Origin of the sequence: Streptomyces sp. BF23-19, assembly GCF_041106355.1 — a bacterium.
Lineage (GTDB): Bacteria > Actinomycetota > Actinomycetes > Streptomycetales > Streptomycetaceae > Streptomyces > Streptomyces virginiae_A.
The window spans coordinates 5,401-19,299 of the sequence record NZ_JBGBPT010000034.1 but is presented as its reverse complement, the minus strand read 5'-3'; the positions used below and the strand labels follow the sequence as shown (position 1 = coordinate 19,299).

Sequence of the window (13,899 nt, the reverse complement as noted above, 5' to 3'; positions counted from 1 at the left end):
GGCACTCCCATTCTTACGCACGGAGGTGGCCTGGAGAAGGGGAATCGACCCAGGCGCGTCGCGACTAGAGCCGGACCGCCACCTGGTCCCAAATGACCTCGGCCAGGGCCTCCTTCGGACCATAGGGCACTTGAGTCTCAGACCCATCAGAGGCCAGGATGACCGCTTCATTCTCCTCAGAACCAAAGGTCCGAGTCTCGCCGACCTCGTTCACGACGAGAAGGTCACATCCCTTGCGGGCGAGCTTGGCGCGGCCGTTCGCGAGGACGTCGTCGGTCTCCGCGGCGAATCCCACGACCACCTGCCCGGCCCTGGCCCGATCGGCCGAGATCTCCGCGAGAACGTCCGGATTGCGTACGAGCGCCACGGGCGCCGGGTCCTGCCCGTCCTTCTTCTTGATCTTTCCGCCCGCGTACTCGGCGGGCCGGAAGTCGGCCACGGCCGCGGCCATGACCACGACGTCGGCGTCCGCGGCGGCCTTGAGCACGGCCTCCCGCAGCTGCACGGCCGTCCCCACCCGTACGACGTCCACCCCGGCCGGATCGGCCAGCGCGGTGTTGGCCGACACCAGGGTGACCCGGGCCCCGCGGGCCACGGCGGTACGCGCGAGGGCGTAGCCCTGCTTGCCGGAGGAGCGGTTGCCGAGGAAACGGACCGGGTCCAGCGGCTCCCGGGTACCGCCCGCGCTGATCACGACGTGCCGCCCGGCGAGGTCGGGCTCGGCCACCCCGCGGGCCAGGCCCTGCCTTCTCAAGACGTGTCGGCAGACCTCGAAGATCTCCTCGGGGTCGGGCAGCCGCCCCTTGCCGGTGTCCTTGCCGGTGAGCCGGCCGACGGCGGGCTCGATGACCAGGGCGCCGCGCCGGCGCAGCGTGGCCACGTTCTCCTGGGTGGCGGGGTGCTCCCACATCTCGGTGTGCATGGCGGGGGCGAAGACCACGGGGCAGCGGGCGGTGAGCAGGGTGTTCGTGAGCAGGTCGTCGGCGAGCCCGTGGGCGGCCTTGGCCAACATGTCGGCGGTGGCGGGGGCGACGACGACGAGGTCGGCGGACTGCCCGATGCGCACGTGCGGCACCTCGTGGACGGACTCCCAGACCTCGGTGGAGGCCGGGTTCCCGGAGAGGGCGGACCAGGTGGCTTCCCCCACGAAGTTCAGGGAGGCCGCGGTGGGCACCACGCGCACGTCGTGGCCGGACTCGGTCAGCCGGCGCAGCAGCTCGCACACCTTGTAGGCGGCGATCCCGCCACTGACTCCCAGTACGACCTTCGGCTTATCCACCACGCACTTCCCTTCTCCGTGTCCGACGCGGCCGACGCCTTCGGCTCTGATCGTCGTCGTACCCACCCATGACACACCACAGGCCCGGCAGATGTTCTGCCGGGCCTGTGGTGAAAGGGCTTCTGGTGCCTTACTGGGCCGGGGCCTCGATGGCCTCGGAGGTCAGCAGACCAGCGTTGATCTCGCGCAGCGCGATCGAAAGCGGCTTCTCGTGGACGTGGGTGTCCACCAGCGGGCCGACGTACTCGAGCAGGCCCTCACCGAGCTGCGAGTAGTACGCGTTGATCTGACGCGCGCGCTTGGCCGCGTAGATCACGAGGCTGTACTTCGAGTCCGTGGCCTCGAGCAGCTCGTCGATCGGCGGGTTGATGATGCCCTCGGGCGCAGTGATGGAAGAGGACACGCTCTACCTTCCGAAGATGGGTGAAAGATGGGGCCGTCCTGGAATCGACCGAATCAAAAACATCGATCAACGATCAGACAACTGCCATCAAGGCTAGCAGCTCACGAGCCACGTCCTCGACGGAGGTGTTGACCAGGGTGGTGTCGAACTCGGACTCGGCAGCGAGCTCGATCTTGGCGGCGGCGAGCCGACGCTCGATGACCTCCGCCGATTCGGTGCCCCGACCGGTCAGCCGGCGGACCAGCTCGTCCCAGCTCGGCGGTGCCAGGAAGACCAGCTGGGCGTCGGGCTTGGACTCGCGGACGAGTCGCGCGCCCTGGAGATCGATCTCCAGCAGTACCGGCTCGCCGTTGTCCAGGCGTTCCAGCACCGCGCCGCGGGGTGTGCCGTAGCGGTTGCCCGCGAACTCGGCCCACTCCAGCAGCTCGCCGTTGGCGATCAGCTTGTCGAACTCGTCGTCATTGACGAAGAAGTAGTGGACTCCGTGTCGCTCACCGGGCCGCGGCTTGCGGGTGGTGGCCGACACCGAGAGCCATACCTCGGGGTGAACCTTGCGCATATGCGCGACGACCGTGCTCTTGCCGACCCCTGAAGGGCCGGAGAGCACGGTCAGCCGCGGACGAACCTCTGCTGCCATAGAGCGATTATCCAGGTTCTCAGGACTGCCTGAGAACGCCGGGAGAACTTCAGTCGACGCCTCAGGCGCCGGTGCTGCCGAACTCGCGCTCCAGAGAGGCGATCTGGTTGGAACCGAGACCTCGGACACGCCGGGACTCGGAGATGCCGAGACGCTCCATGATCTGCTTGGCGCGCACCTTGCCCACGCCAGGCAGAGACTCCAGCAGGGCGGAGACCTTCATCTTGCCGATGACGTCGTTCTCCTGGCCCGTCTTGATGACCTCTTGGAGCGAGGCGCCGGAGTGCTTGAGTCGATTCTTCACCTCGGCCCGCTCCCGGCGAGCCGCGGCGGCCTTTTCGAGCGCGGCTGCGCGCTGTTCAGGGGTAAGGGGCGGAAGAGCCACGCCTACGTCACCTCGGATGTCGAACTGTCGGATACGGACCGGTGGGTAACCCTGAAGGCAACACACCTCGCGAGCTCCCGAACAGCGATGGAACTCGTTCGCTGCACGTTCACTCTGGTCGGAGACTAGCGGCCAACACCGCTCCAGTCAGCGAGAACGGACGAAAAGTCCTGGTCAGCCTCCACTGAACCGTACATCACGGACAAAATACCCCGGTTTTGTCCGATGAAGAGCGTTCGAGTTTCGCCAAGAAGAGCGAGAGGCCGGCCCGCGAAGGTGCGGCCGGCCTCTCCGGGTGACCGATTACGCGGTGACGGCCTCGTGGATCTCGTCGGCGAAGCGCCGCGCCGAGTCGCGCAGGGCACTCACGTCCGGACCGTGCTTCAGGACCCCCCGCGAGACGTTCGGGACGACGTTGCGCACGGCCTTGCCGAACACGCCGGGCAGGTCCGCCGCCGTCGCGCCCTGCGCGCCGATGCCGGGAGCCAGCAGCGGCCCGTTGATGTCCAGGTCGAAGGAGGACAGATCGCCCAGGGTGGCGCCGACCACCGCGCCGAAGGAGCCCATGGGGACGGCGTCCGCGTTCTCGGCCGCCAGGTGCGCCAGCATCGTCGCGCCGATCGTCCGGCCGTCCTCGCGGACCGCCCGCTGCACCTCCGCGCCCTCCGGGTTCGAGGTCAGCGCCAGGACGAACAGGCCGGCGCCCGACTCCCGGGCCAGGTCCACGGCCGGCTTCAGCGAGCCGTAGCCCAGGTACGGGGAGACCGTCAGCGCGTCCGAGAACAGCGGCGAGGCCGGGTCCAGGAAGGCCGAGGCGTACGCGGCCATGGTCGAGCCGATGTCGCCGCGCTTGGCGTCCATGACCACCAGGGTCCCGGCCGCCCGGGCGTCCGCCACGGCCCGCTCCAGGACGGCCACGCCCTTCGAGCCGAACCGCTCGAAGAAGGCCGCCTGCGGCTTGAAGACCGCCACCGACTCGGCGAGCGCCTCGACGACCGTACGGGAGAACCGCTCCAGGCCCGCGATGTCGTCCGGGAGGCCCCACTGGGCCAGCAGGGCGGCGTGCGGGTCGATGCCCACGCACAGCGGGCCCCGGGAGTCCATCGCCGCGCGCAGGCGGGTGCCGAACGGGGTCACAGTCACTTGGAGGCCTTTCGGGTCTCGGCGCCCACCGCTTCGGCGAGCGTCGCGTACGGGCTGGTGGCCAGGCGCGCGGCGAGGCCCTTGTGGATGGCGCGGGCGTAGAACGGGCCCTCGTAGATGAAGGCGCTGTAGCCCTGGATCAGCGTGGCACCGGCCAGGATCCGCTGCCAGGCGTCCTCGGCGTTCTCGATGCCGCCGACCCCCACCAGCACCAGGCGGTCCCCCACACGGGCGTACAGGCGGCGCAGGACCTCCAGGGAGCGCTCCTTGACGGGGGCGCCGGAGAGCCCGCCGGTCTCCTTCACCAGGGCCGGGGAGGACTTCAGGCCCAGCCCCTCGCGGGCGATGGTGGTGTTCGTGGCGATGATGCCGTCCAGGCCCAGCTCCAGGGCCAGGTCGGCGACCGCGTCGATGTCCTCGTCCGCCAGGTCGGGGGCGATCTTGACCAGCAGCGGCACCCGGCGGTCGGTCACCGTGCGGTCGGCCGCCTCGCGTACGGCCGTCAGCAGCGGCCGCAGCGACTCGGTGGCCTGGAGATTGCGCAGGCCCGGGGTGTTCGGGGAGGAGACGTTCACCACGAGGTAGTCGGCGTGCCGGGCGAGGCGCTCGGTGGAGGTGACGTAGTCCCCCACGGCCTCCCCCTCGGGCACGACCTTGGTCTTGCCGATGTTGACGCCCACGACGGTCCTGAAGACCGCCTCACGGGCCGCCAGACGGGCCGCCACGGCCGCCGAGCCCTCGTTGTTGAAGCCCATCCGGTTGATCAGCGCGCGGTCCGGCACGAGGCGGAAGAGCCGCTTCTTGGGGTTGCCGGGCTGCCCCTCGGCCGTGACCGTGCCGATCTCGATGTGGTCGAAGCCGAGCATCGACATGCCGTCGATGGCGACGGCGTTCTTGTCGAAGCCCGCGGCGAGGCCGAAGGGGCCGTGCATGCGCAGGCCGAGGGCCTCGGTGCGGAGCTCCTCGTAGCGCGGGGCCAGCGCGGCCGCGACGAAGGTGCGCAGCACGGGGGTGCGGGCGGCGAGGCGGATCCAGCGGAAGGCCAGGTAGTGGGCCTGCTCCGGGTCCATCCGCTTGAAGACCAGGTTGAAGAAGGTTTTGTACATCGTCGGAAAATCCCTCTGCGCTCGTGAAGAGGGGGACACCCGTCGTGAAACCGGTGTCCCCCTCCCCGTGTCCGGGCTTACGGCCTGCGTCAGTCGCGGGCTGCGGTCAGGTGCTCCGCGTGCTCCTGGAGGGAGCGGACGCCCACGTCGCCGCGGTTGAGCGCGTCGATGCCCTGGACGGCGGCGGCGAGCGCCTGGACCGTGGTCAGGCAGGGGACGCTGCGGGCCACGGCCGCCGTACGGATCTCGTAGCCGTCGAGGCGGCCGCCGGTGCCGTACGGGGTGTTGACGATCAGGTCGACCTGGCCGTCGTGGATCAGCTGGACGATGGTCTTCTCGCCGTTCGGGCCCTCGCCCTCGCTGAGCTTGCGCACCACGGTGGCGTTGATGCCGTTGCGGCGCAGGACCTCGGCGGTGCCGGAGGTCGCCATCAGCTCGAAGCCGTGGGCGACGAGCTCGCGCGCCGGGAAGATCATCGAGCGCTTGTCTCGGTTGGCGACGGAGATGAACGCGCGGCCCTTGGTGGGCAGCGGGCCGTACGCGCCGGCCTGCGACTTGGCGTAGGCGGTGCCGAAGACGGCATCGATGCCCATGACCTCGCCGGTGGAGCGCATCTCCGGGCCGAGGACGGTGTCCACGCCGCGGCCGTGGATGTCGCGGAAGCGCGACCACGGCATGACGGCCTCCTTGACGGAGATCGGCGCGTCGATCGGCAGGGTGCCGCCGTCGCCGGTCTTCGGCAGCAGGCCCTCGGCGCGCAGCTCGGCGATGGTGGTGCCGAGCGAGATGCGGGCGGCGGCCTTCGCGAGCGGGACGGCGGTGGCCTTCGAGGTGAAGGGGACGGTCCGGGAGGCGCGCGGGTTGGCCTCCAGGACGTAGAGGATGTCCCCGGCCATCGCGAACTGGATGTTGATCAGGCCGCGGACGCCGACGCCCTTGGCGATGGCCTCGGTGGAGGCGCGCAGGCGCTTGATGTCGTAGCCGCCGAGGGTGATCGGGGGCAGGGCGCAGGCCGAGTCGCCGGAATGGATGCCGGCTTCCTCGATGTGCTCCATGACGCCACCGAGGTAGAGCTCGTGGCCGTCGTAGAGGGCGTCGACGTCGATCTCGATCGCGTCGTCGAGGAAGCGGTCGACCAGCACGGGGCGGGTCGGGGAGATCTCGGTGGACTCGGCGATGTACGACTCGAGGCGGGACTCGTCGTAGACGATCTCCATGCCGCGGCCGCCGAGCACGTAGGACGGGCGCACGAGGACCGGGTAGCCGATCTCGTCGGCGATCGCCTTCGCACCCGCGAAGGTGGTGGCGGTGCCGTGCTTGGGGGCCGGCAGGCCGGCGTCGGCGAGGACCTGCCCGAAGGCGCCGCGGTCCTCGGCGGCGTGGATGGCCTCCGGCGGGGTGCCGACGACGGGGACGCCGTTGTCCTTGAGGGCCTGGGCGAGACCGAGGGGGGTCTGGCCGCCGAGCTGGACGACGACACCGGCGATGGGCCCGGCCAGCGACTCCGCGTGGACGATCTCCAGCACGTCCTCGAGCGTCAGCGGCTCGAAGTACAGGCGGTCGGAGGTGTCGTAGTCGGTGGAGACGGTCTCCGGGTTGCAGTTGACCATCACGGTCTCGTAGCCGGCGTCGCTGAGGGCGAAGGAGGCGTGGACGCAGGAGTAGTCGAACTCGATGCCCTGGCCGATGCGGTTCGGGCCGGAACCCAGGATGATCACCGCGGGCTTGGTGCGGGGCGCGACCTCGGACTCCTCGTCGTACGAGGAGTAGAAGTACGGGGTCTTCGCGGCGAACTCGGCGGCGCAGGTGTCGACCGTCTTGTAGACCGGGCGGACACCGAGCGCGTGCCGGACCTCGCGGACGACGTCCTCGCGCAGGCCGCGGATCTCGGCGATCTGGGCGTCGGAGAAGCCGTGGCGCTTGGCCTCGGCGAGCAGCTCGGGATGGAGCTTCTCGGCGGCGGCGAGGTCGTCCGCGATCTCCTTGATGAGGAAGAGCTGGTCGACGAACCAGGGGTCGATCTTCGTGAACTCGAAGACCTCCTCCTGGGTGGCGCCTGCGCGGATGGCCTGCATGACGGTGTTGATGCGGCCGTCGGTCGGGCGGACCGCGGTGGCGAGGAGCTCGTCCTTGTCGCCGGTGGGGCCGACGAAGGTGAACTGCGAGCCCTTCTTCTCCAGGGAGCGCAGGGCCTTCTGGAGGGCCTCGGTGAAGTTGCGGCCGATGGCCATGGCCTCGCCGACCGACTTCATGGTGGTGGTGAGGGTGGCGTCGGCCAGCGGGAACTTCTCGAAGGCGAAGCGCGGGGCCTTGACGACGACGTAGTCGAGGGACGGCTCGAAGGAGGCCGGGGTCTTCTCGGTGATGTCGTTGGGGACCTCGTCGAGCGTGTAGCCGATGGCCAGCTTGGCGGCGATCTTGGCGATCGGGAAGCCGGTGGCCTTCGACGCGAGCGCCGAGGAGCGCGAGACGCGCGGGTTCATCTCGATGACGATGACGCGGCCGTCGGTCGGGTCGATCGCGAACTGGATGTTGCAGCCGCCGGTGTCGACGCCGACCTCGCGGATGATCGCGATGCCGATGTCGCGCAGCCGCTGGTACTCGCGGTCGGTCAGCGTCATCGCCGGGGCGACGGTGATCGAGTCACCGGTGTGGACGCCCATCGGGTCGAAGTTCTCGATGGAGCAGACGACGACCACGTTGTCCTTGGTGTCGCGCATCAGCTCCAGCTCGTACTCCTTCCAGCCGAGGATGGACTCCTCCAGGAGCACCTCGGTGGTCGGGGAGAGCGTGAGGCCCTGGCCGGCGATGCGGCGCAGCTCGTCCTCGTCGTGGGCGAAGCCGGAGCCGGCGCCGCCCATGGTGAAGGAGGGGCGCACGACGACGGGGTAGCCGCCGAGGGTGTCGACGCCCTTGATGACGTCGTCCATGGAGTGGCAGATGACCGAGCGGGCGGACTCGCCGTAGCCGATCTTGGCCTTGACGGCTTCGACGACGCCCTTGAAGAGGTCGCGGTCCTCGCCCTTGTTGATGGCCTCGACGTTGGCGCCGATGAGCTCGACGCCGTACTTCTCCAGCACACCCTGCTCGTGCATGGAGATCGCGGTGTTGAGCGCGGTCTGGCCGCCGAGGGTCGGCAGGAGCGCGTCGGGGCGCTCCTTGGCGATGATCTTCTCGACGAACTCGGGGGTGATCGGCTCGACGTACGTGGCGTCGGCGATCTCCGGGTCGGTCATGATCGTCGCGGGGTTGGAGTTGACCAGGATGACCCGCAGGCCCTCGGCCTTGAGGATGCGGCAGGCCTGGGTGCCGGAGTAGTCGAACTCGGCGGCCTGTCCGATGACGATCGGGCCGGAGCCGATGACCAGGACGGACTGGATATCGGTGCGCTTAGGCACGCTCGGCCTCCATCAGGGCGGTTTCCATCAAAGACGTGAAGCGGTCGAAGAGGTACGCGGCGTCGTGCGGGCCGGCAGCCGCCTCAGGGTGGTACTGGACGCTGAAGGCCGGCTGGTCGAGCAGCTGGAGGCCTTCGACGACGTTGTCGTTCAGGCAGACGTGGGAGACCTCGGCGCGGCCGTAGGCGGTCTCGGAGACCTTGTCGAGGGGCGCGTCGACGGCGAAGCCGTGGTTGTGCGCGGTGATCTCGACCTTGCCGGTGGTGCGGTCCTGGACCGGCTGGTTGATGCCGCGGTGGCCGTACTTCAGCTTGTAGGTGCCGAAGCCGAGCGCGCGGCCCAGGATCTGGTTGCCGAAGCAGATGCCGAAGAGCGGGGTCTTGCGGGCGAGCACGCCCTGCATGACGGCGACCGCGTGGTCGGCGGTGGCCGGGTCGCCCGGGCCGTTGGAGAAGAACACGCCGTCCGGGTCGACCGCGTACACGTCCTCGACGGTGGCGGTGGCGGGCAGCACGTGCACCTCGATGCCGCGCTCGGCCATCCGGTGCGGGGTCATGCCCTTGATGCCGAGGTCGACGGCGGCCACGGTGAACTTCTTCTCACCGATGGCGGGGACGACGTACGCCTCCTTGGTGGCGACCTCGGCGGAGAGGTTCGCGCCCTTCATCTGCGGCTGCGACTTGACCTTGGCCAGCAGGGCCTCGTCGCGGATGCCGACCCAGGCCTCGCCCGAGAAGATGCCGACGCGCATGGCGCCGCGTTCGCGCAGGTGACGGGTGAGGGCGCGGGTGTCGATGCCGGAGATCCCGACGACGCCCTGCTTGACGAGCTCCTCGTCCAGCGAGCGCTGCGAGCGCCAGTTCGAGGGGACGCGGGCGGGGTCGCGTACGACGTAGCCGGCCACCCAGATGCGGGAGGACTCGGGGTCCTCGTCGTTGACGCCGGTGTTGCCCACGTGGGGGGCGGTCATCACGACGACCTGCCGGTGGTACGACGGGTCGGTGAGGGTCTCCTGGTAGCCGGTCATTCCGGTGGAGAACACGGCCTCGCCGAAGGTTTCCCCCACAGCGCCGTAGGCGCGGCCGCGGAAGATCCGACCGTCCTCCAGGACGAGTACGGCGGGAGCTTTGGCTGCTCCCCTGGTGGAGGTCGTCATCGTTCGGCGCCTTCCGTCGTGATGGATGAGTGCATGAGATTGATGGCTTCGACCCAGGCGGCGTGTTCGGCCGCGCGGTCGGAGCGGAATCCGGAGTCGATCAGCTTGTCGCCGTGCGCCCAGGTGACGACGAGCAGACCGCCCTCGGTGAGTACCTTGCCCGCGATTCCCTTGTCGAGGCGGGCGCCGCGCAGTTGCGCGGCCGGTACGAAGAAGTCGCCCGCCCCCGGTCGGACCACGTCGAGGCCCGCGTCGGTGAGCGTGAGCTCGACCCGGCTGCGCAGGCCCAGACCGTGGGCGACGATCCGGTCGAGCCACTGCCCGGCGGTGGTGGACCCGTGGTACCGGCCGGTCAGGGCCAGCCGGTGCTCGGGAAGACCGTCGGGTGCGGCGGGCAGCTCCGGCAGATCGCTCTGCAGAGCGCCGCGCCATTTCCAGCCCTGCCGCATCAGCCAGTAGACGAACGCGACGAAGACGGCCAGGCCGATCACCCACGCCATGCGGGCGCCGAAGCTGGTCACCTCCGCCGACTGTCGTTCGGCGGCCTCGGCGGCCAGTTGGATTACTGCAGGTGTCACGCCAGTTTCCCGTCCACGACCGTTGCCCGGCCCCGCAGGAAGGTATGAGTGACGCGCCCCGGCAGCTCACGGCCCTCGTAAGGCGTGTTGCGGCTGCGGGAGGCGAAGTGTGCGGGGTCCACGACACCACGGTACGAGGTCTCGACCAAGGTCAGGTTCGCGGGTTCACCTGCCGAGACGGGACGGCCGTGGTTCTCCAGGCCGCCGATGCGTGCCGGAGCGAAGGACATCCGCTCGGCGACGCCCGCCCAGTCGAGCAGTCCGGTCTCGACCATCGTCTGCTGGACGACGGAGAGCGCGGTCTCCAGGCCGACCATGCCCATGGCGGCGGCGGCCCACTCGCAGTCCTTGTCCTCGTGCGGGTGCGGGGCGTGGTCGGTGGCGACGATGTCGATCGTGCCGTCGGCGAGCGCCTCGCGCAGGGCCAGCACGTCGCGCTCGGTGCGCAGCGGCGGGTTGACCTTGTAGACCGCGTTGTACGAGCGCACGAGCTCCTCGGTGAGGAGGAGGTGGTGCGGGGTGACCTCGGCGGTGACGTCGATGCCGCGGGACTTGGCCCAGCGGACGATCTCGACGGAGCCGGCGGTGGAGAGGTGGCAGATGTGGACGCGGGAGCCGACGTGCTCGGCGAGCAGGACGTCGCGGGCGATGATCGACTCCTCGGCGACGGCCGGCCAGCCGCCGAGACCGAGTTCCGCGGAGACGATGCCCTCGTTCATCTGGGCGCCCTCGGTGAGGCGGGGCTCCTGGGCGTGCTGGGCGACGACGCCGCCGAAGGCCTTCACGTACTCCAGGGCGCGGCGCATGATCACGGCGTCGTCCACGCACTTGCCGTCGTCGGAGAAGACGGTGACGCGGGCGGCGGACTCGTGCATGGCGCCCAGCTCGGAGAGCTGCTTGCCTTCCAGGCCGACGGTGACCGCGCCGATGGGCTGCACGTCGCAGTAGCCGGACTCCTTGCCCAGGCGCCAGACCTGCTCGACGACGCCGGCGGTGTCGGCGACCGGGAAGGTGTTCGCCATGGCGAAGACGGCGGTGTAGCCGCCGGAGGCGGCGGCGCGGGTGCCGGTGAGGACGGTCTCGGAGTCCTCGCGGCCAGGCTCGCGCAGGTGGGTGTGCAGGTCGACGAGGCCGGGGAGCAGGACCTGGCCCTCGGCCTCGATGACGGTCGCGCCCTCGGCGGACAGGCCGGTGCCGACCTCCGCGATGGTCTCGCCGTCGATCAGGACGTCCTGCGCCGCGCCACCGAGTACCTTCGCGCCACGGATAAGGATCTTGCTCATGGTTACTTGCTCTCCTCGGTACGGGCAGCGGCGGGGGTGGTGGTGACGGCGGGCTGGGAGCCGCCGAGCAGCAGGTACAGGACGGCCATGCGGGTGGAGACGCCGTTGGCGACCTGCTCGACGGCCGTGCAGCGGTCGGAGTCGGCGACCTGGGCGGTGATCTCCATGCCGCGGTTCATCGGGCCGGGGTGCATCACGATGGCGTGCTCGGGCATCTTCGCCATGCGGTCGCCGTCGAGCCCGTACCGGCGGGAGTACTCGCGCTCGGTCGGGAAGAAGGCCGCGTTCATGCGTTCGCGCTGCACACGCAGCATCATCACCGCATCGGACTTCGGCAGCACTTCGTCGAGGTTGTACGAGACTTCGCAGGGCCAGGTCTCGACGCCGATCGGGACGAGCGTGGGCGGGGCCACCAGGGTGACCTCGGCGCCGAGGGTGTGCAGCAGGTGGACGTTGGACCGGGCCACGCGGCTGTGCAGGACGTCGCCGACGATGGTGATCCGGCGGCCGTTCAGGTCCTTGCCGAGGCCGGCGTCGCGGCCGACCAGGCGGCGGCGCATGGTGAAGGCGTCCAGCAGGGCCTGGGTGGGGTGCTCGTGGGTGCCGTCGCCGGCGTTGACGACGGCGGAGTCGATCCAGCCGGAGGTCGCGAGCCGGTAGGGGGCGCCGGAGGCGTGGTGGCGGATGACGACCGCGTCGGCGCCCATGGCCTCCAGGGTCAGCGCGGTGTCCTTCAGGGATTCGCCCTTGGAAACGGACGAACCCTTCGCGGAGAAGTTGATGACGTCGGCCGAGAGCCGCTTGGCGGCCGCCTCGAAGGAGATCCGGGTGCGGGTCGAGTCCTCGAAGAAGAGGTTGACGACGGTGAGGCCGCGCAGGGTGGGCAGCTTCTTGATCGGCCGGTCCGCGACACGGGCCATCTCCTCGGCGGTGTCGAGGATCAGGACGGCGTCGTCGCGCGTGAGGTCGGCGGCCGAGATGAGGTGACGCTTCATCTGGATGGCTCCGTAGGTCGGGAGGGCAGGCGGGCTGACGGGCAGGGGTGCGAGCGGGCAGGGCAGGCCTCGGCGCGGGCCCGGTCGGGGCCCGTCACTCGAACGGTCTACTGGCCTGCTGCCTGGGCGGTCCGCTGGCCGAGCAGCACGGCGTCACGGCCGTCCTCCTCCTGGAGCTGGACCTTGACGGTCTCCCGCAGCGACGTGGGGAGGTTCTTGCCGACGTAGTCGGCGCGGATCGGCAGTTCGCGGTGGCCTCTGTCGACGAGGACCGCGAGCTGCACGGCGCGGGGGCGGCCGAGGTCACCGAGGGCGTCGAGGGCGGCGCGGATGGTGCGGCCGGAGAAGAGCACGTCGTCGACGAGGACGACCAGGCGGCCGTCGAGGTCGTCGCCGGGGATCTCGGTGCGACCGATCGCGCGGGCGGGCTTCATCCGCAGGTCGTCGCGGTACATGGTGATGTCGAGGGAGCCGACCGGGATCTTCGTACCGGTGATCTCTTCGAGCTTGTCGGCCAGCCGGCGGGCGAGGTAGACACCGCGGGTGGGAATGCCGAGGAGCACCACGTCGTCGGCACCCTTGGCGCGTTCGACGATCTCGTGGGCGATGCGGGTCAGGACCCGCGCGATGTCCTGCGCTTCGAGAACGGGGCGCATGGAATCGGTGTTCTGCTGGGTGTCCATGAAAAGGACCTCCTTCTCCGCCTCACGGGACGGACCTTAAAGGACGTCTGAATGTACGCCTCACAGGGTACCAGGGACAGGCCGGTGACTCGGACCTGACCGGTACGGAAGGGCTCTCAGAGGGCTCCTGGGACGAACCCCCAGGGAGGCGACGAAGACCATTCGGCTTGACGCATCCAAGTAACGCTGCGTAACCTCACAGTGAGTTACCAGCCGCGCGGCGGAGCCGCACGTAGTTACGTAGTTACGTAGTCGCAGTGTCCACCAGTCACAGCGTCACAGCGTCCGGGAGCGTTATGTCCAGCGAATACGCCAAACAGCTCGGGGCCAAGCTCCGCGCCATCCGCACCCAGCAGGGCCTTTCCCTCCACGGTGTCGAGGAGAAGTCCCAGGGTCGGTGGAAGGCCGTGGTGGTCGGTTCCTACGAGCGCGGGGACCGCGCCGTGACCGTCCAGCGTCTTGCCGAGCTGGCGGACTTCTACGGGGTGCCGGTGCAGGAGCTGCTGCCGGGTACGACTCCCGGCGGGGCTGCCGAGCCGCCGCCGAAGCTGCGTCTCGACCTGGAGCGCCTGGCGGGCGTCCCGGCCGAGAAGGCGGGCCCGCTGCAGCGTTACGCGGCGACGATCCAGAGCCAGCGTGGCGACTACAACGGCAAGGTGCTGTCGATCCGCCAGGACGACCTGCGCACCCTGGCCGTCATCTACGACCAGTCGCCCTCGGTCCTGACCGAGCAGCTGATCAGCTGGGGCGTGCTGGACGCGGACGCGCGTCGCGCGGTGGCGCACGAGGAACTCTGAGTCTCGGGCTTCGGACCAGCAGAAACGTTTACCGGCGGGCGCCGGACCCCTGCGGG

Annotated in this window: 13 protein-coding genes; 1 reads left to right on the top strand and 12 read right to left on the bottom strand. The window is 69.8% G+C overall.

Annotated features, from left to right (window positions below; genetic code table 11):
* Positions 1 to 64: 64 nt before the first annotated feature.
* The 12 genes from coaBC to pyrR all read right to left on the bottom strand — a co-directional run bounded on the left by coaBC (position 65) and on the right by pyrR (position 13,046).
* A complete protein-coding gene (gene coaBC / locus AB8A24_RS20235; protein WP_369476979.1) occupies positions 65 to 1,279 on the bottom strand; it encodes a bifunctional phosphopantothenoylcysteine decarboxylase/phosphopantothenate--cysteine ligase CoaBC in 1,215 nt (404 codons plus the stop codon).
* A gap of 130 nt (positions 1,280 to 1,409) precedes the next feature.
* On the bottom strand, positions 1,410 to 1,682 hold the full coding sequence (gene rpoZ, locus AB8A24_RS20230; protein ID WP_004948662.1) for a DNA-directed RNA polymerase subunit omega: 273 nt from the start codon (positions 1,680 to 1,682) through the stop codon (positions 1,410 to 1,412).
* A gap of 73 nt (positions 1,683 to 1,755) precedes the next feature.
* The gene (gene gmk, locus AB8A24_RS20225) at positions 1,756 to 2,319 is read right to left on the bottom strand and encodes a guanylate kinase (RefSeq protein ID WP_030008745.1); all 564 of its coding nucleotides are present in this window, start codon (positions 2,317 to 2,319) and stop codon (positions 1,756 to 1,758) included.
* Between the two features lie 61 nt (positions 2,320 to 2,380).
* Positions 2,381 to 2,704, bottom strand: a complete 324-nt coding sequence (locus AB8A24_RS20220) for an integration host factor (protein ID WP_030008746.1) — start codon at positions 2,702 to 2,704, stop codon at positions 2,381 to 2,383.
* A gap of 303 nt (positions 2,705 to 3,007) precedes the next feature.
* Positions 3,008 to 3,847 (bottom strand): orotidine-5'-phosphate decarboxylase, encoded by an 840-nt coding sequence (pyrF, locus tag AB8A24_RS20215; RefSeq protein WP_328964074.1) that lies wholly within the window; start codon positions 3,845 to 3,847, stop codon positions 3,008 to 3,010.
* Positions 3,844 to 4,953, bottom strand: coding sequence for a quinone-dependent dihydroorotate dehydrogenase (locus AB8A24_RS20210; RefSeq protein WP_369476974.1), 1,110 nt, complete (start codon positions 4,951 to 4,953; stop codon positions 3,844 to 3,846). Before AB8A24_RS20210 ends, pyrF begins: the two co-directional genes overlap by 4 nt.
* Positions 4,954 to 5,042: 89 nt before the next feature.
* Positions 5,043 to 8,351 (bottom strand): carbamoyl-phosphate synthase large subunit, encoded by a 3,309-nt coding sequence (carB, locus tag AB8A24_RS20205; RefSeq protein WP_328964073.1) that lies wholly within the window; start codon positions 8,349 to 8,351, stop codon positions 5,043 to 5,045.
* Positions 8,344 to 9,507, bottom strand: a complete 1,164-nt coding sequence (gene carA / locus AB8A24_RS20200) for a glutamine-hydrolyzing carbamoyl-phosphate synthase small subunit (RefSeq protein ID WP_328964072.1) — start codon at positions 9,505 to 9,507, stop codon at positions 8,344 to 8,346. Before carA ends, carB begins: the two co-directional genes overlap by 8 nt.
* Positions 9,504 to 10,085 carry a hypothetical protein gene (locus tag AB8A24_RS20195; protein WP_328964071.1) on the bottom strand — a complete coding sequence of 194 codons (582 nt, stop codon included), beginning with the start codon at positions 10,083 to 10,085 and terminating at the stop codon, positions 9,504 to 9,506. The genes carA and AB8A24_RS20195 overlap by 4 nt, the downstream gene beginning before the upstream one ends.
* On the bottom strand, positions 10,082 to 11,368 hold the full coding sequence (locus AB8A24_RS20190; protein ID WP_328964070.1) for a dihydroorotase: 1,287 nt from the start codon (positions 11,366 to 11,368) through the stop codon (positions 10,082 to 10,084). Before AB8A24_RS20190 ends, AB8A24_RS20195 begins: the two co-directional genes overlap by 4 nt.
* Positions 11,369 to 11,370: 2 nt before the next feature.
* Positions 11,371 to 12,363 carry an aspartate carbamoyltransferase catalytic subunit gene (locus AB8A24_RS20185; RefSeq protein WP_266598668.1) on the bottom strand — a complete coding sequence of 331 codons (993 nt, stop codon included), beginning with the start codon at positions 12,361 to 12,363 and terminating at the stop codon, positions 11,371 to 11,373.
* A gap of 107 nt (positions 12,364 to 12,470) precedes the next feature.
* Entirely contained in the window at positions 12,471 to 13,046 is a 576-nt protein-coding gene (gene pyrR / locus AB8A24_RS20180; protein ID WP_266389269.1) for a bifunctional pyr operon transcriptional regulator/uracil phosphoribosyltransferase PyrR, read from the bottom strand.
* A gap of 296 nt (positions 13,047 to 13,342) precedes the next feature.
* Between pyrR and bldD the strand changes: the two genes are divergently transcribed.
* The gene (gene bldD / locus AB8A24_RS20175; RefSeq protein WP_030008755.1) at positions 13,343 to 13,843 is read left to right on the top strand and encodes a transcriptional regulator BldD; all 501 of its coding nucleotides are present in this window, start codon (positions 13,343 to 13,345) and stop codon (positions 13,841 to 13,843) included.
* Positions 13,844 to 13,899: the final 56 nt, after the last annotated feature.